This window comes from Bacillus cereus group sp. MYBK30-2 (genome assembly GCF_051915945.1).
GTDB classification, from domain to species: domain Bacteria; phylum Bacillota; class Bacilli; order Bacillales; family Bacillaceae_G; genus Bacillus_A; species Bacillus_A paramycoides.
On record NZ_JBQAFR010000004.1, the window covers coordinates 20,899 to 41,872 of the forward strand.

The window sequence follows — 20,974 nt, forward strand, 5'->3', positions numbered from 1 at the left end:
TCCAACAGATTGGAGTGAACACAGTGAAGCTTGATGAATTTTTTGTCACAGGTGACCCAATTATTTACGGTGCTGACGCATCTATCGTTCTTGTGACATTAGCGATTCTTTTCGTACTAACAAAGTACAAAAAATGGAGATGGCTTTGGGATGAATGGTTAACAACTGTTGACCATAAAAAAATAGGGACCATGTACATTATCTCTGCCGTTATAATGTTATTCCGTGGTGGTATGGATGGTTTAATGATTCGTGCCCAGTTAACATTCCCAGATACAACATATTTAAACGCTGAACACTATAACGGAATCTTTACAACACATGGTACAGTTATGATTCTTTTCATGGCAATGCCATTCGTTCTAGGATTAATGAACGTCGTTGTACCATTACAAATTGGTGCTCGTGACGTTGCATATCCGTTCTTAAATGCTTTAAGTTTCTGGTTATTCTTTATCGGAGCAATGTTATTCAACATCGCTTTCGTTATCGGTGGTTCACCAGACGCTGGGTGGACTTCTTACTTCCCAATGGCGGGTACAGAGTTTACTCCTGGTGTAGGAAATAACTTCTACGCAATCGCCTTACAGATTTCAGGTATCGGTACGTTAATGACAGGTATTAACTTCCTAGTTACGATTTTAAAAATGCGTACACCTGGCATGAAATTAATGAAAATGCCAATGTTTACATGGTCTATTTTAATTACATGTGTAATCATTATTTTCGCTTTCCCAGTATTAACAGTAGCTCTTGCATTAATGACATTTGACCGTCTATTTGATGCTCACTTCTTTACGATGGCGAGCGGCGGTATGCCAATGCTCTGGGCCAACCTATTCTGGGTATGGGGTCACCCTGAAGTATATATCGTTATTTTACCGGCATTCGGTATTTTCTCTGAAATCATTAGTACATTCTCACGTAAACGTCTATTCGGTTACAGTGCAATGGTGTACTCAATGGTCGCAATTTCTTTACTAAGTTTCGTCGTATGGCTTCACCACTTCTTCACAATGGGTGCAGGTCCAGCGGTTAACTCGTTCTTCTCGATTTCGACAATGGCGATTTCGATTCCAACCGGGGTTAAGATCTTTAACTGGTTGTTTACACTGTATAAAGGACGTATTCGTTTTACAGTTCCAATGCTTTGGTCATTGGCATTTATTCCAAACTTCGTAGTTGGTGGAGTTACAGGGGTTATGCTTGGAATGGCAGCAGCTGATTATCAGTACCATAACAGCTACTTCCTAGTTGCTCACTTCCACTACGTATTAATCGCAGGTACAGTATTTGCTATGCTTGCTGGATTCACATTCTGGTATCCAAAAATGACAGGTCATATGCTAAATGAACGCCTAGGCAAATGGACATTCTGGATCTTTATGAGCGGATTTAACATCTGTTTCTTCCCAATGTACTTCTTAGGTTTAGACGGTATGACTCGTCGTATGTACACTTACTCTGAAAGTCTTGGATGGGGTTGGTTAAACCAAATCGCATCTGTCGGCGCAGTAATGATGGGTATCGGATTCGTACTTCTTTGTTACAACGTAATTTGGAGTGCACGTCACGGTGAACGTGACGTTACTGGAGATCCATGGGACGGCCGTACACTTGAATGGGCTACTCAATCTCCTGTACAACATTACAACTTCGCGAAACTTCCTGAAATTAAAGAAGCTGATGCTTTCTGGTTCATGAAACAACGCGGAGAAACAGTTACACCAGCTGCAGAAGAATTAAAACCAATTCACATGCCAAGTAACTCTGGTGTGCCTATTATTGCGTCTGCATTCTTCGGTCTTGCAGGTTTTGCATTAGTATTTAGCTGGTTCTGGCTTGCAGCAATCGGCGGCGTTGGTATTTTAGCTTGCTTAATCTATCGTTCATTCGATTACGATGACGGTTACTACGTAAGTGTTGATGAAATCAAAAAAACAGAACATGTAGCATGAGAGGTGAAATGATATGGCGGCTTTAGATAAAAGCTTACCTTTGGAATATCAATCCGAGCAAAGCAGATTGAACATCCTAGGATTCTGGATTTTTCTTGGGGCTGAAATTATGCTGTTCGCAACACTTTTCGCCTCTTATCTAGTACTTGCTGGTCGTACGGCAGATGGCCCAACACCAGCGCAATTGTTTGAAGTTAAAACACTTTTAATTCAAACACTACTACTTTTAACAAGTAGTTTCACATGTGGTATCGCAATTCATGAAATGCGTAAACACAACCAAAAAGCAATGCTTGGATGGTTCATCTTTACATTACTTTTAGGTGCAGGTTTCCTATTCTTCGAGATCGAAGAGTTCATTATGTACGTTGGTGAAGGCGCAACAATTCAAACAAGTGCTTTCTTATCTGGATTCTTCGTTCTTCTTGGAACGCACGGAGCCCACGTAACAGGTGGTATCATTTGGGCAACTTGTGTTATCATCCAAATTTTAAAACGAGGTTTAACACCAGTTACAGCTCGTAAAGTATTCATTATCAGCTTATACTGGCATTTCCTTGATCTTGTTTGGGTCTTTATTTACACACTAGTTTACTTGAACGGGATGGTGGCGTAAATGGCTCAAAATAACAATCAAGCAAACGGGCATGCGCATAGCGGATTCCCATGGTCACACGTTTTCGGATTTATTTTATCGCTTGCACTAACGTTTCTAGCGTTATACGTGGCACTTTACACAAGTCTGCCTCTTTCAACGATATTAACAACTATCATCATAATGGCAGTTGCGCAAGCATTATTACAATTAATTATGTTCATGCACTTAAAAGAAGGAGAAGGAAGAGTTCAAATTCTTACAATGATATACAGTTTCTTCGTTGCAACAGCAACAGTTGGTCTTACTGTATGGATTTTCTTCTCAATGTAATTTGCATGAAAAAGACTGCTGAGGAATCTCAGCAGTCTTTTTTTATTATCTCCCCTATTGCATCCACATTACGGAATTAACAACAGAATCATGAAAAATATACTTATTATGACAAATGTTAAGAAAACTCTTTCTTTATGAAATCGAACCCATATGCGTTGATTTTCTACCTATAATATGGCTAAATAGGTACTATATTTATTTGAAGGGAGAGAACGCAATGGAACATCATTCTTCTGTTCTATCACTTATGGTTGTCGTTGCAATCGCGTTTTTCGTTCCCCTTTTGTTACAACGCTTTAAATTAAAAGCACTTCCTGTCGTTGTCGCAGAAATTATCGCAGGAATCTTTGTAGGTAAAAGTGGATTTAACATCATTGAGCCAGATATGTGGCTTCAAGTCTTATCAACACTAGGTTTTATCTTCCTAATGTTTTTAAGTGGTTTAGAAATTGACTTTTCTATCTTTAAACAAAAAGGGAAAAAGAATACGACAAACGAACCGAACACATTCCAAGCAGCAAGCATTATCTTCTTATTTATTTTCATTTTATCTTATGCCCTATCGTTAATATTCGTATGGCTAGGATTCGTAGACAATGCAATGTTCATGACTTTAATTATCTCAACTATTTCCTTAGGTGTTGTCGTACCAACATTAAAAGAAAATAACTTAGGAAAAACCGCAATCGGGCAAATCATTTTATTAGTCGCTGTTATTGCAGACTTAGTTACAATGATTTTACTCGCTGTATTCGTCGGATTAAATTCCGAAAGTGGCCAAAGTATGTGGCTTCTACTTCTTCTATTCGGCGCTGGTATTATAATTTACTTTATCGCAAGACGCTTTAAAAATATTCCATACCTAGAAAGCTTAAAAGCCGGTAGTGTACAAATTGATACACGAGCTGTTTTTGCACTCATCTTAATATTAGTTGGATTATCTGAATCCGTTGGGGCAGAAAATATTTTAGGAGCCTTCTTAGCAGGTGTACTCGTATCTTTATTATCACCAAATGACGATATGGTTGAAAAACTCGATTCCATCGGATATGGTTTCTTCATCCCTATTTTCTTCGTAATGGTTGGTGTAAATTTAGAAGTATGGTCTATTTTTAAAGAGCCTTCTAGTATGCTAATGATTCCAATTTTAATCGTGGGACTCTTTATTTCAAAACTATTGCCATCACTCGTCTTACGAAAATGGTACCCACGCAATATCGTACTCGGAAGTGCTATTTTGTTAACATCAACACTTTCTTTAGTTATTGCGGCTGCACAAATCGGTGAAAAGCTAGGTATCATTAGCCCAAGTTTATCAGCATCCCTTATTTTAAGTGCAGTTATTACTTGTATTTTTGCACCTATATTATTTAAAAAGATGTTTCCAAAAGTGGAAACACCAAAACCGAAAGTATCTATTATTGGCGCGAGCAGAATTACCCTTCCGTTATCACTTGATTTGAAGCGCGAAGATTATGACGTAACGCTATATATGATACGCCAGAATAAAATAAATGATGAGGAAGTAAAATCTCATGACTTCCCTATCGTGAAACTAGATGAAATCACAATCGAATCATTAACTGAACAAACAGCATTTGATGCAGACCGTGTTGTTGTTGCGACAAGTGATGATGACCAAAACTTATTATTTGCAGAACACGCAAAAGAATTAGGTGTTGAACACGTCATCGCAAGTGTAGAAGATCCCCTTCTACAAGAAAAAGCAACGCAAGAACATATCGCTGTATTCTCAACTATTAACTCTACACGTATTTTATTACGTGCACTTATTGATAAACCAAGTCTCGTCCGCTTAATTACAACAGCGAATGAAACAGTGCGTGAGGTTGAACTACGTAGCAATAAATATAATGGCTTAGCACTTCGTCGCCTTCCGTTTTTAGGTGATGTACTTGTCATTCAAATTTACCGTGGTAATAAAGCATTAATACCACATGGTGATACGAAATTACAACACGGTGACATTTTACTTGTAACAGGTTCAAAAGAACATATTGATACAATGAAAAACATACTAGAGTAGAAAAATGCCCCTCACATAATTGAGGGGCATTTTTCCAATTTCATATGGTAAAATGTTACTATCACATATTATGGGGATGAATCACATTATGTCTATTTCAACTTTAGCTCTCTTATTATTAGCGGAAGTACTCGTCGCCATTATTCTCATCGGTATTAGCATTGAAATTTGTAGTTACGGATGGAAAAAATCAAATGGAGTCAAATACACTTGTCTCTTGCTTTCACTCCTTCTTGGAACCGCTAGCATACTCGGACTTTTCGCTGCACCTGCCTATTTCTTTATACAGCTAACAGAAAAAAGCTTATAAGAAAGGATGTTAATATGATTACCGTGAAAAATATTGATGGATCTGAAACTTACGTATTACGTCAAAAAATTTTGCGCCCTAATCAGCTATTAGCAGATTGTAAATATTCTTCCGACTACGAAGTAGACACCTTCCACTTGGGTGCCTTTGTAAACGATGAACTGATTAGTATCGCTTCCTTCTCTAAAGAAATACATCCTGATTTACAAACTGGTATCCACTATCGTCTACGAGGAATGGCAACATTACCTAACTTCCGAAACCAGCATGCTGGCGGCTCCTTAATCCATAAGGCTACACAAGTCCTCCGGGAACGTAAAGCAAACATTCTATGGTGTAATGGCCGAATTACTGTAACAGATTATTACAAACGAATAGGATTCCATGAGCATGGTGAAATATTCGAGATTGATCCACTTGGACTACATAAAGTAATGTATAAAGAAATATAAGAAAAGCTTCCTGCATATTGCAGAAAGCTTTTCTTATATTTCACGTTCATCTTTCACAATTTTCATCGAATCACTCCTCTTCCTCCCAAAACAAATCATTCAATGTTTTATTTACCGCATAACAAATTTTTAAACATAAATCGAGAGACGGATTATACTTCCCCTTCTCAATTAAACTAATCGTTTGCCTTGTAACGCCTACTTTTTCTGCTAATTGTTGCTGTGTTAAATCTAACTGAACACGCGCGACTTTTATTTTACTTACAGCCATTCATGTTCCTCCTTCACCCTTTTTGAAACATATATATTCCATTTAGTAATTTATAATTTACAAAACAAATTTAAATTTTACCTTATCCCGCATTAACGGGCAGTAAAACTCTCACCTCAAAATTCGGCTGGAGCAAAGAAATTAGGTGGGAGATTAACTGCCCGTAAACGCCCGATTGGTTCAACTAATAATAAGTGGGGGATGACCCCCCACTTATTATAGTTTCACTTTATTATACACAAAAAAGGAGCCTCTCATAAGAAGCCCCCTTTCCTATCCCTATATTATAAGAATAAATGACATCCAAATAAAATTGTAAATAAGTATAGTAACGGATGCACTTCCATCCCTTTCCCCTTCACGATTTTTAAGATTGGATACACTAAAAATCCGATTGCAATTCCATTCGCAATACTAGATGTTAACGGAATACCCACGAAAATTAAAAATGCTGGTAATGCATCTTCAAATTCATTCCAATTAATATCACGAATGCTTTGTGCCATTAAGCTACCTACTATAATTAATGAAGGAGCTGTAATAGCTGCTACACTTGATAAAGAGGCAATAACAGGGCTAAAGAATGCCGTTATAATCGTTAAACAAACGACTACAATACCTGTCAATCCAGTTTTACCACCTGCCGCAATTCCGGCTGATGATTCAATTGTCGCTGCTGTAGGGCTTGTCCCAAAGATGGAACCTGTCGTCCCGCCAATTGCATCTGCAATGAACGCCTTACCAAAGCGCTTTTCAGTGTTATCTGTATTTAAACCTGCCTGTTTAATTAAACCAAGCAAAGCCCCTGTTGTATCAAATAAAAGTACAAGTAAGAATGAAAAAATAACTCCATATAACCCGTATTGAATTACATCTGAAAATGCATTGATAGGGTTTGAAACAATAATTCCTTCTGGTAAATGTGGCATTGCCACAATCTTATCCTCAAACTTCAATTGCCCCGTAAAGAAAGCAATAATCCCTGTCACAATCATACTAATAAACAATGCACCACTAACGCGTAATACCATTAATACCGCCGCTAACACTAAACCAACTAATGTTAAGATAACAGCCGGTGAATGAAAGTCTCCGATTGTAACTAAGTTAGATGGATGGTCAACGATAATACCTGAAAGTCGCAATCCGATAAAAGCAATAAATAATCCGATTCCACCTGCAATTGCATGTTTTAAACTGTCAGGAATTGCGACAATTAGCTTTTGCCTAAACGAGGTGAAAGATAATAAAAGAAAAATAATACCTGTTACAAATACTGCCGAAAACGCAATGACATATGTAATCCCCTCTGCCTGTTGAACCACAGAATAAGCAAAATATGCATTCATTCCCATAGCTGGAGCAATAACAATTGGATAGTTAGCTAAAAACGCCATACATAGCGTCCCAACAACTGTCGCAATAATAGTTGCCGTAAATGCTTGATCAAATGGTACACCTGCATCCGATAATATTTTCGGATTGATGACAAGAATATACGCAAATGTAAAAAAAGTTGTGATGCCAGCTAAAATTTCTTGCTTCACAGAAGTGTTATACTTTTGTAATTGAAACATACTTATGTACCCTTCCTACACCTGAATTATTGTCACACATTCTTTTCTTATTAGTATGTGAGAAAATGTAACACTTAATCTTAACAATCAATAAAAAGAAGAGTCAATATATTCCCTAATAGTTAGAATTTTAAGTTTAAGTCTGACAAATACAGATATAGTACAGTGTATTATGATTATTTTTGTAGCATAACAGATAGAAATGTTTTATAATTTGAAATAGTTAAATATTTAGCAAACACATTCAATTATTGTTCACTCTACAGGGGGGATTCTTCTTATGCAGCAAACAAACAAATCTGGATCTTTAAACCGTGGCTTAAAAGAACGACATATTACTTTAATGTCTCTCGGTTCAGCTATTGGCGTTGGACTATTTTTAGGATCAGCTTCCGCTATTAAACTAGCTGGCCCATCCATTTTACTAGGCTATATGATCGCCGGGCTCGTTATTTTTTTCATTATGCGTGCACTCGGAGAAATGGCAATTGAACAACCGGTTGCTGGCTCTTTTAGTAAATATGCAAATGATTACATCAGCCCACTAGCTGGGTATATTACAGGCTGGAATTACTGGTTTTTATGGGTTGTTACTTGTATGGCGGAAATTACAGCTGCAGGAATTTACATGCAGTATTGGTTCCCAGATATCCCGCGCTGGATTTGGGCATTACTAGCTCTTTTATTAATGAGTGCTTTCAACTTCTTATCTGTAAAAGTATTTGGAGAACTTGAGTTTTGGTTTGCTCTCATTAAAATTGTCACAATTATCTGTATGATAGTAGTCGGCGCTGGTATTATTCTATTCGGATTTGGAAATGGTGGCGTTGCAACTGGTATTTCAAATCTTTGGGCACATGGCGGCTGGTTCCCAAATGGATTCTCTGGATTACTACTTTCCTTACAAATGGTATTATTCGCTTATTTAGGAGTCGAACTTATCGGTGTCACAGCTGGTGAAGCTCAAAATCCAAAAAAGACACTCGCAAAAGCAATCGATAACGTATTTTGGAGAATTTTACTGTTCTACGTTGGAGCTCTATTCGTTATGATGGCAATTTTCCCGTGGAACGAACTTGGCGAGAAAGGAAGTCCGTTTGTCTTAACGTTCCAACAAATCGGTATCGCAAAGGCAGCAGGTATTATTAACTTCGTTGTGTTAACAGCAGCCCTTTCATCTTGTAACGGTGGTTTGTTTAGTACAGGCCGTATGCTATTTACATTAGCACAACAAAAGAAAGCACCTGAACGATTCGGTCGTTTAAATAAGAACGGTATTCCGAGTCAAGGAATTGTAGCAACTGCAATCGTGTTGCTCCTTGGCGTTATATTAAACTATCTCGTTCCTGCAAAAGTATTTACTTGGTTAACTAGTATTTCAACTTTCGGTGCAATTTGGACTTGGGGGATTATATTAGTCGCTCAAATTAAATTCCGTAAAGGATTACCAGCGCAAAACAAGCAAAAGTTAACGTATAAAATGCCACTATACCCATTAAGTTCATATTTCTCACTCGGCTTCCTTGTGCTTGTACTAGGTATCATGGCCTATTCAGAAGATACACGAATCGCATTAATCGTCGGTCCAATTTGGCTTATCGGCTTAGCTATCGTGTATTATATGAAAGGTTTTCATAAGATTGATGAATCATCTAATTCAAAAATTAGTTAAGTCTAAATTCTCTTCCTATTTATTAGGGAGAGATTTTTCATTTTTCGAATAAATATTTCTCAATTAAATTAACGTTATCTTTACAAAATTTAATATTTTCTATCTTTATTTCTATAGAAAAATCGATTACATTATTAAAGCAAATATTTTTATTAGGGGGATTCTTCTATGAAGAATAAAAAATGGCTTACATTTTCTTTAGCAACAGCAATTACACTTAGTATAGGGAGTTCGTATATTCCATCTACTTATGCCGAGAGCTCAGTAGATCCTGCTCCTGAAATTGCAGCGAAAGTTGTAAATCAAAACAATGGGAAAAAAGTATTATTCGATAATACTCACGGTCAAACAGCTGGGACAGCTGACTGGGTTATTGACGGAGGATTTTCTGATTTCGGAAACGGTATTGCCCAAAACGGATATCATGTAAAGGAACTTCGTAAATCAACACCTATTACATACGACGATTTAAAAAATTACAATGTGTTTATCGTCCCGGAAGCAAATATTCCTTATAAAAAATCTGAACAAGACGCAATGTTACAATACGTAAAAAATGGCGGCAGTATTTTCTTCATTGCCGATCATTATAATGCAGATCGTAATAAAAACCGCTGGGACTCTTCAGAAGTATTTAATGGATATAGACGCGGGGCATGGGATAATCCAGCAAAGGGAATGTCTAGTGAAGAAACAAATTCACTAGCTATGCAAGGAGTAGAAAGCTCTGATTGGCTATCAGACAATTTCGGTATTCGCTTCCGTTACAATGCACTGGGTGATGTTTCTGCTAAAAATATTGTCTCTCCTGAGCAATCATTTGGAATTACAAATGGAGTTTCATCTGTAGCAATGCATGCCGGTTCTACTCTTGCGATTACAAATCCAAAACTAGCAAAAGGGCTTGTATACCTTCCAGAAAACCCATCAAAATGGAATAACGCTGTTGATAGCGGCGTTTACAACGGCGGTGGTGTTGCAGAGGGGCCTTATGCTGCCATTGCAAAAGTTGGTCTTGGAAAAGCAGCCTTTATTGGTGACTCTTCTCCTGTTGAAGATGCATCGCCAAAATATGTTCGTGAAGATTCAGGTCAATCCAAGAAAACTTATGATGGGTATAAAGAAGAAAACGATGCTGTTCTATTAGAAAACATCGTGAATTGGTTAGCGAAGCAAGAAACATTTACAAGCTTAGATCAAGTGAATGGTTTACAGCTTGATGCACCTACAGCTTTACAAACATTTGAACAACCAAGTTTGTCAACAGAACCACAACCAGAACCTTGGAGCGCGCCAAATCAAGGTTATCAATGGTTTAATACCAATACTTTTAAACCAGGTTCATACGGATACAACGGCGCAGTGACAGCGCGTGATTACGTAATTACGCATCCTAGTATTCTACCGAATACTGAATTATTTCAAATAAAAATTCAAGTAAATAACTTATTACCAAATACAACATATAATAATTATTCTTTAGGTATATTCACTTCTGGCGGGACACAAGTGGCAAAAGTTCAAAATACAAACGGCACTTGGCCATCTACTTTCGGATATAGCAGTGCATTCTCTTTCACAACAAATAGCTTAGGTTCTGCTGAAAAAATTGTAAATGTGCAACTTGATTCAAATACAACTGGACAAGCAACACTTCGTCTACGTCAAAATACAACAGCGAAATATAATGAAACTGTAACGATTAATAAGAAGTAAAAGAAAAGGCAATCCGTATACGGATTGCCTTCTTTTCACTTCTCTTCTTTTGAGAAAAACATTCTTGAAATAACGATACCTATACTACCAACGATTAAGAATAACACCGCTCTGATCATCATAGACACCTCTGGTAAGTCGAGAAGGAACAACTTCCCTACTGTTACTACTAATACGACTAAACCAGCATATAATATTTCATTCATATGTCTATTCCGGCCAAACCAAACTGCAAATAATGCATATACCATCCATAATAATGATACATATACGCTAATTATACTTCCATCTGTAGAAAGAACTTCACCGATTCTAGTAATTGTAATAAATACAATTACCATTAGCCAATAGAGCGCTATAGAATACACATATTTGCCAAAACTCGCTAACATATGTTTCGCCTTTATCATGCCGTAATAAAATGTCCCTATTAAAATAATATGAGCTACAAAACCTGCTGAAATGAAATGATCAAATGAACTAAAGATTGTCTGTATCATTCCGATTGCATAAATTGTTGCACTTATATACAATTTCATGTTCTGCTTTACTTTAATAGAAGTGGCCACACCTAGGAAACCTTGTAATAATAATACGATTGCTGCATTCACTAAACTGTACTCGTATAAAATCGCTAAACTAAATGATCCCATTGCAAAACCAAATAAAAGATTTGTAAATACAGAATGTCTATTCTTCCTATATTCAAGTACGAACATAGCGGTATGCACAAATGCACTAATAACTAGCCCCCACGTTGTAAATTCAGGTATTTTTGAAATGGCTAATATAAAGAAAACTGCGTTAGTACTAAATATTGCCAAGCGTGGTTCTGGTATAAAGCTTCTCTCCGTAAACGTATGCCAAAATAATAGTAAATGAATTATTCCGTATACAACCGTTAACTGCACTTGCAAATTCCCTACTAATATTGACATAACAGCAAAGAAAACAAATAGGACAATTGCAGCAACAACATAAGAAATCATATATAAGTACTTATAACGGTTTCTCAATGCATACCATAATAAACTGATTGTTAATATCGTCTCATAGCTAAAGAAAACATACGTATTAGGAGTCGTACTATTTAACAAGAAAGGAACGAAAAATGCCCCTACCGCTACGAAAATAGCAAGGTATTCCGATCTATATCTTTTCGCTAAATAAATCCCTAAAATGACCCATATAATGTTGCAGATAAACGCAATACTTGCGGGAATAAATTCATATAAATAATGTGCTGCAAACGTCGTTAAAACAATACCTGTAATACTTCCACCAGCTAATACTAACCCTAATGCTTGCCGCTCTCTTTTAATTTGTATATCTCCTACATAATACAAACCGATAGATAGTGCTATACCAAACACAATCCGTATCGCTGGTGTTAACAACCCAGCATCTACTCCCGATTTAAACAACCAAATAACCCCAAGTAACATAATACCGACAAATATGCGTGGTAACCATGTTTGGCAAAACTTTATAATATTAAATGGTTCTGGTTTAAATGCAGATATATCTACTTGTTTTACCTCAAGTTCTTGTACTGGCTCCCTTATCGTAACTGCATCCTCTTGTAGCTTTTCATCCGTTACCGTTTCAATATATTCTGGCTTTTCCTCACTAACATTTTGTTGAACTTTATCTACTTCTATTTTTCTTTGCTGCGCTTTCAATTCAGAAAGTGTCTCTTGCATTGTTTCAATTGCTATTTCAAGTGCTTCTATTTTCTTATTTAAATCCTCCTTCATACACTCCCACCTCATCATTCATTTCAAACCTATATATTTCCAATTATCTTTATCATACTCCTAGTCTATTCATTTTCAATACTATTTTTTCCAAAAAAGAAAGGTGTTTTCCGAAATAGGAAAACACCTTGTCACTTATTTATCCCGATTGGTGAGAGATAATAATCAGTGGGGGATGGACAAAACCCCCACTGATTAAAGTTTCACTTTATTCTTATTTATAGCAATACTAACGATTATACCGAGGCAAACACCTACAAACGCTGGAATAATCCAACCTACACCTTCTGTATAAAACGGAAGATTTTCTAGTAACGGTGTCCACTTATTCATCAATACACTTTTATTTAAAATATCCATTGCACTAAATAACGCTACAATCCCAATTGTTACCGAATATACGTAGACATACTTCCCCATATATTTATGAAACAACCCTAAAATAATGAGCGTTAATGCGATCGGATATATGAATCCAAGAATCGGTACCGATACTTTTAAAATTTGTGTTAATCCTAAATTAGCTAAAACCATACTAACAAAACTTAATATAAATGCCCAAACTTTATAAGATACTTTCGGAAATACACTAGCGAAAAACTGACTACAAGACGTAACAAGTCCAATTGAAACAGAAAGACAAGCGACAGTAAAAATAAGACCTAATAAAACTACCCCGCTCTGTCCAAATAATGTCGTCATAACTTGTGCCAACACTTTCGCACCGTTATCAAATGTACCTAATGAACCACTTATTGAACCAACATATCCAAGAATGACATAAATAATAGATAATAAAAGGCCTGCTCCAATACCAGCAATACTCATGTATTTCGCTATACCTTTATCATCTTCTACACCTTTTGCACGCAAAGCATTTGCAATAACAATCCCAAAGATTAAAGCCGCTAACGCATCCATCGTTAAATATCCATCTAAAAATCCTTGGAACATAGGAGCTTGTCCATAATTTCCAGCGGGCTCTTTCACACTACCTACCGGCGTAAACATACTCTTTATAAATATAAGGGCAATCATACATAATAATAAAGGCGTTAACACCTTTCCAAACAAGCCCATTAATTTAGATGGTGATAAACTTAACCAGTAAACAATACTAAAGAAAATAACCGTGTAAAATAATAAAGCTACGCTACCCATTTCTGGGAACAACTGACCTGGTCCCATTTCAAAAGCTAAACTTCCTGCACGTGGTATACCAAGCCCAGGTCCAATAAATAAATACACAATACATGGAAAAATAATTGCAAATGAGGAATGAACTCTACCTGCTAACGTTTGAAAGCTTCCTGCTTTCGCAATAGCAATAACACCTAATATTGGGAGACCTGTTGCTGATATAATAAAACCTAACAATGCAATCCACACATGTTCTCCCGCTTCGTATCCAAGGAAAGGCGGAAATATAAGATTACCCGCTCCAAAGAACATAGAGAATAACATAAGACTAATAAGTAAAATTTCTTTTTTCTGTAACAATTTCATTTCTTTCTCCTTCTTCAATTTCATCTCAAACGGAATCAATTTCACACATAAGAAAAACGCGATAATCCGCTTCCTTACAAAGAAAACATAGTCCATAGTCTACCACAAAAGAAACACCCATTCTATAGCTACTTCCCTTTTCCAATTTATTCTAAAAAATCAACCTTAATTGACTTTCAATAGTTAATAAAGTAAAATATTAAACAAATAAAACTATTAACTTTGTTTTTGTTTGTGTCAGGAGGAAAATAACATGGAATCAGCGATACAACTAGAAAAAGAACAACAAAGAAAAAAGAAACATCCTCCCGGTTTATACTTACTCTTCTTTACAGAAATGTGGGAAAGATTTAGTTACTATGGATTACGAGGATTATTAACATTATATTTAACAACAGCTTTAGTAAGTGGTGGTCTTGGGTTTAGTCCAGCGTGGGCACTCTCTATTTACGGATTTTATACTGGAGCTTGTTATTTCACTCCATTAATCGGTGGATACTTAACAGACCGTTTTCTAGGTAGACGAAAAGCCATCACAATTGGTGGTATAACAATGGCAATCGGTAACCTTACACTATTTGCCCTGCAAAACCAAGTCGGCCTATACCTCGGATTAGCGCTTATTATTATCGGTAATGGATTCTTCAAACCTAATATCTCTACACTTGTTGGAGAATTATACGAAGAGCACGATCCAAAACGTGATAGTGCATTTACAATTTTCTATATGGGTATTAACGTCGGTTCGTTTTTAGCTCCACTCGTTTGTGGGTTTTTGTCAGAAAATTTATTCAAAACAACAGTTGATGGTGTTGTTCATTACGGATTCCGTTACGGTTTCTTAGCAGCTTCAATCGGAATGATTATTGGACAAATCTTATTTACAACACTATCTAATCGCTTCCTTGGTGATATCGGTAAAAAACCAACTCGCGATTTACAAACAACAGATGGGCAACCAACAGTAGGAAATACACCATTAACAAAAAAAGAAAAACAACATACAGCAGTTATCGTCATTTTAACGTGCTTCGTTGTCTTCTTCTGGGCTGGTTTTGAACAAGCTGGTAGTTCGTTAACATTATATACAAATAAGTTCGTTGACCGCTCCATATTCGGATGGGAAGTACCAACGTCTTGGTTCCAATCGGTCAATCCATTATTTATTATTTTACTTGCACCAGCCATTTCAGCATTATGGGCAAAACTTGCAACTAGAAAAAGTGGTGACTTAAAAATCCCAACCAAAATGGGACTTGGTATGATCTTACTCGGTATCGGTTATATCATTCTCGTTATCGCTACATTAAAAACAGGCAGTGATGAACATAACATCACAGAAAAAGCAAACTTACTATTTATCGTCTTTACGTATCTTTTCCATACGTTAGGTGAGCTATTCTTATCACCTGTCGGGCTATCGATGGTTAGTGCTCTCGCTCCAGTAAAACTTGCTTCTTTACTAATGGGCGTATGGCTAGCGAGTTCAGGTATCGCCAACATTTTAGGCGGACAGCTTGCAAGCTTTACAACTTCACTTGGATATGCTGAAGTATTCACAGTTATTGGTGCTGTGGCGATTGTTTTAGGGTGTGTTTTATTATCAATTTCTAAAAAATTAGTAAAATGGATGGATTAAAAAAAGATGAGGGATTTCCCCTCATCTTTTTTATTTCTTCGCCTTTGTTCCGACCAAATCGCCTGTAACAACAAAACGCTTAGAATTATCCTTAACAGATACACATGTAATAAGCGTTATCTCATCTTTCCCATGATCCTCTACAACTTCCCACTTATCAGGAGTTACTTCAGATACACCTGTAACAGCATACTCATACTCATTTTCATTGTCATATAAATAAATTTTATCATTCTTCTTTAAAGTTGATACATCACTAAATAAAACACCCTTTTTTGACATATTATGTCCTGCTAATGCATAGTTTCCTTTTCCCATCACTTGATTCTCTTTTACAGTTGCCGCACCTGACAGTAAATTTTTCTCAGTAGATGATTTTAAAACAGGAAGCTCTAGCGAAAGGCTCGGAATAGAGATTCGACCGATTACTTGTTTTTTATCTAACGATGCGTTCGCTACTTCTGCCAAGTCTGGTTGATTAATTTTTGAAGCATCTACAAATTCCGTTTCATGCTTTTCATATGCCATCTTTTGAACAGCTTGTACATTCGCTGTCTGTTTCTTCTCTGCCTTATATCCATCATAAAATGGCTTTCCGATTAAAACACCACCTACAACAAATAGAAGGATTGCTACTATACTATAAATTCTTTGCTTGTTCATATACAATTCCTTTCCCTTACAAAATCTTACTCTATATAAAATGATAAAATAATATTGCCATATGTACAAGTATAAGCTAAAAGAAACCTTCTTGCTGATGCAAGAAGGCTTTTTTTTAAGCTAATTTATTTCTGTATAGTGATACGTGGAAGACTGTCATTTGAATAAAGAAAATAGAAAATATAATATACAGTGGGTATTCAGGAAGATATTCATTAATAATAGGCGAAAGAGTTAAAAATCCAACTGCACAAGGTAACACATACCATAACGAAACAAAAGTTGTTCGACAAGCTTTCTCCGTAATCGCTTTTTCACGTTCATCTTCTAGTGGAAATAGTAATGGATACATCCAAAAAGATAAATTCTTATATTTTTTCTTTTGAATTCTATAAAAAATAGTAACTATAATAGCTCCAATAAATAATAAAACGAATGGTACTCCATTAAACCATACTTCAAATGGGAACTTCTCGTTTTTTATTATATCTGCTAGCTCTGTAGTAACACTATAAAATTCAACAAATGTCCAGCATGCTAATGCAGTATAAAGTACGTTTACGATATAAGAAAAACCAATTCTATTCATCCTCTTCCCCCTCCTTATTTAAAACAAACACATCTTCCATCTTTAACTGGAACACATCACAAATCGTCAAGGCTAATAGCAACGAAGGAACGTAATCCCCTTTTTCAATTGCTGCAATTGTCTGTCTTGTCACTCCAACTTTTTCTGCTAATACACTTTGCGTAAAATTAAAGCGAGCTCTTAATTCCTTCACTCTATTTAAAATGGTCAAATTTACCACCTCTCACCATTATTGTATGCTATCCTTAACAAAATGTAAACTCAACTTAACATTATTTTCACAAAAAAATCCAACTTTACTTGTTGTAAAGTTGGATTTTGGTTTAATTTAAAATTGTAACTTTAACTGTTCTTCTGCCCCAATTATTAGCTGTTGCTGAATCTGGCATTAATAAATCGATAATATGACCTTTAATCGCACTACCAGTATCTCCAGCAATCGCTGTTCCATATCCTTCTACATATACAGTAGAACCTAACGGTATAACAGCTGGATCTACAGCAATTAATTTCATGTTTGGATTTGCAGTTAAATCATGTCCTAACTTAGATTTTACAGTTTCACCCGATTTATAGCCATTTTCAGATGGATCAGCTGTATACGCAGTTGCTGTTACATAAAATTCTTTTCCACCTTGAGCTGGTTTAGTGTCTGGCTTAGATTCTGGTGCTGTATTTTTTGCTACAGGCTCTGCCGGCTTAGCTGTCTGTTCCTCTTTTTGCTTAGCTGCTGCCTTCGCTTTTGCTAACTCTTCTTGCTCAGCCTTTGCAGCTGCTTCAGCTTTTGCACGCTCTTCTGCTGCAATTCTTGCTGCTTCTTGTTCACGAGCAATTGTTTCTTGTACTGCTTTCATATTTGCTTCAACTTTTGCTTTTTCTTCTGCTGCTAAATTAATTTGGTTTGCAATCTCATTATATTTAGCTTGAACTGTTTGTAAGTTATCTTGACGCTTTTTCAAGTTATCTTGCAAATCAGCTTGTGCTTTTGCTAATTTTTGCTTATCTACTACTAAAGATGCTTCTTTTTCGTCGATTGCTTTTTTATCTTCCTCAATTTGACGAAGATCTTGTTCTTGTAGACGTAAAATTTCTTTATCTGCATCTAAAATTGTAGATACTGCATTCATACGTTGTATGAAATCAGCAAAGTTTTTTGATTCCACAACAACTTCTACTACTAAACTCGTATTTGAGCTATTTTGAACAGAAACCATACGTTTTTTCATAATATCCTTACGAGCAAGGACTTTATCTTCTAAAACGACAATATCTGCCTTTTTTTGTTCAATCTGCTTATGTGTTTCATCGATTTTACGTTGAATAGCAGCTTGATCCTCTTTATTTTTTGCAATTGTATTATTTAAATTATGTAGTTCATTTTCGATACCTTGAATTTCTTTACTAACAGCTTGCTTCTCTTGCTCTTTCTTCTGCATATCTGCATTGTTTTGTTGCAATTGCTGTTGCATATTGTTAAGTTTTTCGTCGTTTGACTCTGCTTTTACAGCGACTGTACTAGAAAGACCGATAATTCCTGCTAATACTAGACTACTGATTCGCTTAAAATAGTTCATAATCCGACTCCCTTCTTATACAGTTATACATGATTTATTTTACAGTTTGTTTACAAAACCATTAAATACAGTTTATTTTTCATGACAAAAAAAGGGAATTACGAATAAAATGTAATAGATTCTTAAATATTTAACAATTCCTATATTTAAAGATTATAAAAAATGCTAAAATCCAAATATAAAGAAATTAAAAATCTTAAAGGCGGTTGAATGAAATAAAATGTTTACTCAAAAGAAATCACTCCAACATAAAATCGATCAACTAGAAACTCGTATACATGAACTAGAAACAGAATTAAAACAAAAAGATGTGGAAAAACAAGAAATTATATCTTCTATCCATAATCGTGTACAAAGCGTTATGCAAGAGCATGAACTTGTAAATAACCAACACCATACACTCCAAAACTTAATTCAGCAATTAAATGCATGCTTTGAGAATGTTTCGGCTCGTACTACACATTCCAATGAATTAAATAACGAAATGCTACAAAAAGAACAAAGCTTAATTCAATCTATTGAAGAAATTATTGATTGCTCTAATGAGGGAAAAGAATCCGTTCATCGCTTACTCATTGTAATTAATAAATTAGGTGAACAATCTCAACGCACTTCTAATAGTATGAATCATTTAAGCGAACGCTCTAAAGAAATTGAACAAATAGTAGAAGTAATTCAAAACATTGCAGCACAAACAAATTTATTAGCGTTAAATGCAAGTATTGAAGCTGCACGTGCTGGAGAGCATGGGAAAGGATTCGCTGTTGTTGCCAATGAAGTAAGAAAACTAGCAGAAAGCACAGCAGAGAGTACAAAAAATATTGGCAACTTAACGAAAAAAATTCAAGAAGAAATTGAAAAAGCGTACGAAAATACAAAAGATAATTTACATTTAGTTGATGAAGGTGTGGAAATGAGCGCCGATACTAACGCTAGAATTGAAAATATTTTAATGATGATTCAAACATTACAAAGTGGCGCTACAAATGTTATTAAAGCTATCGAGAACCAAAAATCTTGTAATGATGATATATTACGAGAATTTACAAATACACAGCAAATGTTCCAAAAGTTAAATACTACTATTATGAACCACATTCATGATGCGGAAAAAGTCGATGTCCAATTATCGAAAAGTATTCAAGAAATAGTAGTTTCTCAGTAGTGTTAAAAATCTCCTATAACGTAATAGGGGATTTTTATTATATTTTGAATATTATTTTCTTCTCAATATTCGTCCTCTCTTTTGTTATAATAAAACAATTGTTTCTTTCGACTAATAAACAAGGAGGATGTTATGGAACAATTTTATTACATTTTAAAATATTTAATTCTTGGCCTGTTCCAAGGACTAACAGAACCAATTCCGATTTCTTCAAGCGGTCACCTCGTTTTAGCACAACATTTGCTAGGACTAGAAATAGAAGGGTTTAGCTTCGAGCTACTTGTTAATTCAGCTTCATTATTAGCTGTATTACTTATTTATAGAAATGACTTAGTTCGTCTAACAAAAAATGGTCTATCTTATATATTTACAAGAGCAGAAGATGCAAAATCAGATTTCTTCTTTATTATTTACCTTATTATTGCAACCATTCCAGCAGGTGTAATTGGAGTTTTATTCAAAGATTATATCGATCAGTACTTAAAAGGTGTTAAAATGGTTGGGATTTCTCTCCTCATTACTGCTATCGGCCTTTGGATTATTAGAAACTTGCGTGGACGTAAAAATGATGGCGATCTTTCTATGAAAGATGCAATCATTGTCGGTCTAGCACAAGCTTGCGCACTAATTCCTGGCATAAGCCGATCTGGTGCTACAATCGTAGCAGCAATGTTACTTGGTATGAAGCAAGAAACCGCTCTTCGCTTCTCATTCTTACTATATATTCCTGTCAGCTTAGGTGGTTTATTGCTAAGTATTACAGATATTGCAAAAGATCCAAATTTAGATACATTATTTGTACCTTATCTTGTTGCGTTCATCGCGACATTTATCATGACATATATTTCATTAAAATGGTTTATGAACATTATGGCAAAAGGCAATTTAAAATATTTCTCTTTCTACTGTATTATCGTAGGTGTACTCACTATCATTTTCTTATAAAGTAAAACTTACACTCTTTAAAGCAAGTCATTCTATTAAAATAGGATGACTTGCTTTTTTTATATTTCAAATTAAAATAAGTTTCATTATTTACTTTGAATTTTCTGAATAGTATAATTTTAATTACCCTCACTACTTTCCCTTACATGTATAAAGAAAATTAAAGCTCTCTCTTGTTTTTTATTATTATCGAAAAAGAGGT

18 protein-coding genes and 1 pseudogene are annotated in these 20,974 nt (G+C 35.6%); 11 read left to right on the top strand and 8 right to left on the bottom strand.

From position 1 onward, the window contains the following. The first annotated feature begins 23 nt into the window (after positions 1 to 23). The 6 genes from qoxB to ACTFQM_RS21560 all read left to right on the top strand — a co-directional run bounded on the left by qoxB (position 24) and on the right by ACTFQM_RS21560 (position 5,698). On the top strand, positions 24 to 1,958 hold the full coding sequence (gene qoxB / locus ACTFQM_RS21535) for a cytochrome aa3 quinol oxidase subunit I (protein ID WP_440036200.1): 1,935 nt from the start codon (positions 24 to 26) through the stop codon (positions 1,956 to 1,958). 13 nt (positions 1,959 to 1,971) lie between these two features. Next, positions 1,972 to 2,574 carry a cytochrome aa3 quinol oxidase subunit III gene (gene qoxC / locus ACTFQM_RS21540; RefSeq protein ID WP_002174913.1) on the top strand — a complete coding sequence of 201 codons (603 nt, stop codon included), beginning with the start codon at positions 1,972 to 1,974 and terminating at the stop codon, positions 2,572 to 2,574. Further along, on the top strand, positions 2,575 to 2,886 hold the full coding sequence (qoxD, locus tag ACTFQM_RS21545; protein ID WP_002174911.1) for a cytochrome aa3 quinol oxidase subunit IV: 312 nt from the start codon (positions 2,575 to 2,577) through the stop codon (positions 2,884 to 2,886). It abuts the gene before it with no gap. A gap of 220 nt (positions 2,887 to 3,106) precedes the next feature. After that, positions 3,107 to 4,936: a monovalent cation:proton antiporter family protein gene (locus ACTFQM_RS21550; RefSeq protein ID WP_440036201.1), complete on the top strand. Its 1,830-nt coding sequence runs from the start codon at positions 3,107 to 3,109 to the stop codon at positions 4,934 to 4,936. Positions 4,937 to 4,988: 52 nt separating this feature from the next. Then, positions 4,989 to 5,246: a DUF4022 family protein gene (locus ACTFQM_RS21555; protein ID WP_440036202.1), complete on the top strand. Its 258-nt coding sequence runs from the start codon at positions 4,989 to 4,991 to the stop codon at positions 5,244 to 5,246. A gap of 14 nt (positions 5,247 to 5,260) precedes the next feature. Then, entirely contained in the window at positions 5,261 to 5,698 is a 438-nt protein-coding gene (locus tag ACTFQM_RS21560) for a GNAT family N-acetyltransferase (RefSeq protein WP_440036203.1), read from the top strand. A gap of 70 nt (positions 5,699 to 5,768) precedes the next feature. Here ACTFQM_RS21560 and ACTFQM_RS21565 read toward each other — a convergent pair whose 3' ends face one another. Further along, positions 5,769 to 5,969, bottom strand: coding sequence for a helix-turn-helix transcriptional regulator (locus ACTFQM_RS21565; RefSeq protein WP_000301185.1), 201 nt, complete (start codon positions 5,967 to 5,969; stop codon positions 5,769 to 5,771). A 284-nt stretch (positions 5,970 to 6,253) separates the two neighbouring features. Continuing rightward, positions 6,254 to 7,546: an NCS2 family permease gene (locus ACTFQM_RS21570; protein ID WP_002174906.1), complete on the bottom strand. Its 1,293-nt coding sequence runs from the start codon at positions 7,544 to 7,546 to the stop codon at positions 6,254 to 6,256. 280 nt (positions 7,547 to 7,826) lie between these two features. On the opposite strand from ACTFQM_RS21570, the gene ACTFQM_RS21575 reads away from it, so the two are divergent. Together ACTFQM_RS21575 and ACTFQM_RS21580 are read left to right on the top strand one after the other, a co-directional pair. Continuing rightward, positions 7,827 to 9,218, top strand: a complete 1,392-nt coding sequence (locus ACTFQM_RS21575; RefSeq protein ID WP_440036204.1) for an amino acid permease — start codon at positions 7,827 to 7,829, stop codon at positions 9,216 to 9,218. Between the two features lie 168 nt (positions 9,219 to 9,386). Beyond that, entirely contained in the window at positions 9,387 to 10,934 is a 1,548-nt protein-coding gene (locus ACTFQM_RS21580) for a DNA-binding protein (protein WP_440036205.1), read from the top strand. Between the two features lie 35 nt (positions 10,935 to 10,969). Here ACTFQM_RS21580 and ACTFQM_RS21585 read toward each other — a convergent pair whose 3' ends face one another. Together ACTFQM_RS21585 and brnQ1 are read right to left on the bottom strand one after the other, a co-directional pair. Continuing rightward, positions 10,970 to 12,691: a DUF2339 domain-containing protein gene (locus tag ACTFQM_RS21585; protein WP_440036206.1), complete on the bottom strand. Its 1,722-nt coding sequence runs from the start codon at positions 12,689 to 12,691 to the stop codon at positions 10,970 to 10,972. A gap of 195 nt (positions 12,692 to 12,886) precedes the next feature. After that, complete coding sequence (brnQ1, locus tag ACTFQM_RS21590; protein WP_440036207.1) at positions 12,887 to 14,197, bottom strand: branched-chain amino acid transport system II carrier protein BrnQ1; 1,311 nt, start codon at positions 14,195 to 14,197, stop codon at positions 12,887 to 12,889. A gap of 253 nt (positions 14,198 to 14,450) precedes the next feature. Here brnQ1 and ACTFQM_RS21595 point away from each other — a divergent pair, with 253 nt between their 5' ends. After that, positions 14,451 to 15,836, top strand: a complete 1,386-nt coding sequence (locus ACTFQM_RS21595) for a peptide MFS transporter (RefSeq protein WP_002174901.1) — start codon at positions 14,451 to 14,453, stop codon at positions 15,834 to 15,836. 30 nt (positions 15,837 to 15,866) lie between these two features. On the opposite strand, the gene ACTFQM_RS21600 is transcribed toward ACTFQM_RS21595, so the two are convergent. The 4 genes from ACTFQM_RS21600 to ACTFQM_RS21615 all read right to left on the bottom strand — a co-directional run bounded on the left by ACTFQM_RS21600 (position 15,867) and on the right by ACTFQM_RS21615 (position 18,662). After that, on the bottom strand, positions 15,867 to 16,499 hold the full coding sequence (locus ACTFQM_RS21600) for a class A sortase (RefSeq protein WP_440036209.1): 633 nt from the start codon (positions 16,497 to 16,499) through the stop codon (positions 15,867 to 15,869). 115 nt (positions 16,500 to 16,614) lie between these two features. Continuing rightward, a complete protein-coding gene (locus ACTFQM_RS21605) occupies positions 16,615 to 17,088 on the bottom strand; it encodes a DUF2178 domain-containing protein (RefSeq protein WP_178941090.1) in 474 nt (157 codons plus the stop codon). After that, a complete protein-coding gene (locus ACTFQM_RS21610; protein ID WP_000154019.1) occupies positions 17,081 to 17,299 on the bottom strand; it encodes a helix-turn-helix transcriptional regulator in 219 nt (72 codons plus the stop codon). Before ACTFQM_RS21610 ends, ACTFQM_RS21605 begins: the two co-directional genes overlap by 8 nt. A gap of 112 nt (positions 17,300 to 17,411) precedes the next feature. Then, positions 17,412 to 18,662, bottom strand: coding sequence for a 3D domain-containing protein (locus ACTFQM_RS21615; protein WP_098790090.1), 1,251 nt, complete (start codon positions 18,660 to 18,662; stop codon positions 17,412 to 17,414). 646 nt (positions 18,663 to 19,308) lie between these two features. Here ACTFQM_RS21615 and ACTFQM_RS21620 point away from each other — a divergent pair. Both ACTFQM_RS21620 and ACTFQM_RS21625 read left to right on the top strand, forming a co-directional pair. Next, a pseudogene (locus ACTFQM_RS21620) lies at positions 19,309 to 19,827 on the top strand (methyl-accepting chemotaxis protein); the annotation flags it as partial. A gap of 132 nt (positions 19,828 to 19,959) precedes the next feature. Then, positions 19,960 to 20,772: an undecaprenyl-diphosphate phosphatase gene (locus ACTFQM_RS21625; RefSeq protein WP_002174896.1), complete on the top strand. Its 813-nt coding sequence runs from the start codon at positions 19,960 to 19,962 to the stop codon at positions 20,770 to 20,772. Positions 20,773 to 20,974: the final 202 nt, after the last annotated feature.

Coding starts and splice junctions, on each gene's coding strand:
- ACTFQM_RS21605 (WP_178941090.1), bottom strand. CDS start 17,088: ATGAATAGAATTGGTTTTTCTTATATCGTAAACGTACTTTATACTGCA.
- ACTFQM_RS21585 (WP_440036206.1), bottom strand. CDS start 12,691: ATGAAGGAGGATTTAAATAAGAAAATAGAAGCACTTGAAATAGCAATT.
- ACTFQM_RS21550 (WP_440036201.1), top strand. CDS start 3,107: ATGGAACATCATTCTTCTGTTCTATCACTTATGGTTGTCGTTGCAATC.
- qoxC (WP_002174913.1), top strand. CDS start 1,972: ATGGCGGCTTTAGATAAAAGCTTACCTTTGGAATATCAATCCGAGCAA.
- ACTFQM_RS21560 (WP_440036203.1), top strand. CDS start 5,261: ATGATTACCGTGAAAAATATTGATGGATCTGAAACTTACGTATTACGT.
- ACTFQM_RS21575 (WP_440036204.1), top strand. CDS start 7,827: ATGCAGCAAACAAACAAATCTGGATCTTTAAACCGTGGCTTAAAAGAA.
- ACTFQM_RS21615 (WP_098790090.1), bottom strand. CDS start 18,662: ATGAACTATTTTAAGCGAATCAGTAGTCTAGTATTAGCAGGAATTATC.
- ACTFQM_RS21565 (WP_000301185.1), bottom strand. CDS start 5,969: ATGGCTGTAAGTAAAATAAAAGTCGCGCGTGTTCAGTTAGATTTAACA.
- qoxD (WP_002174911.1), top strand. CDS start 2,575: ATGGCTCAAAATAACAATCAAGCAAACGGGCATGCGCATAGCGGATTC.
- ACTFQM_RS21555 (WP_440036202.1), top strand. CDS start 4,989: ATGTTACTATCACATATTATGGGGATGAATCACATTATGTCTATTTCA.
- ACTFQM_RS21570 (WP_002174906.1), bottom strand. CDS start 7,546: ATGTTTCAATTACAAAAGTATAACACTTCTGTGAAGCAAGAAATTTTA.
- ACTFQM_RS21625 (WP_002174896.1), top strand. CDS start 19,960: ATGGAACAATTTTATTACATTTTAAAATATTTAATTCTTGGCCTGTTC.
- ACTFQM_RS21580 (WP_440036205.1), top strand. CDS start 9,387: ATGAAGAATAAAAAATGGCTTACATTTTCTTTAGCAACAGCAATTACA.
- ACTFQM_RS21595 (WP_002174901.1), top strand. CDS start 14,451: ATGGAATCAGCGATACAACTAGAAAAAGAACAACAAAGAAAAAAGAAA.
- brnQ1 (WP_440036207.1), bottom strand. CDS start 14,197: ATGAAATTGTTACAGAAAAAAGAAATTTTACTTATTAGTCTTATGTTA.
- ACTFQM_RS21600 (WP_440036209.1), bottom strand. CDS start 16,499: ATGAACAAGCAAAGAATTTATAGTATAGTAGCAATCCTTCTATTTGTT.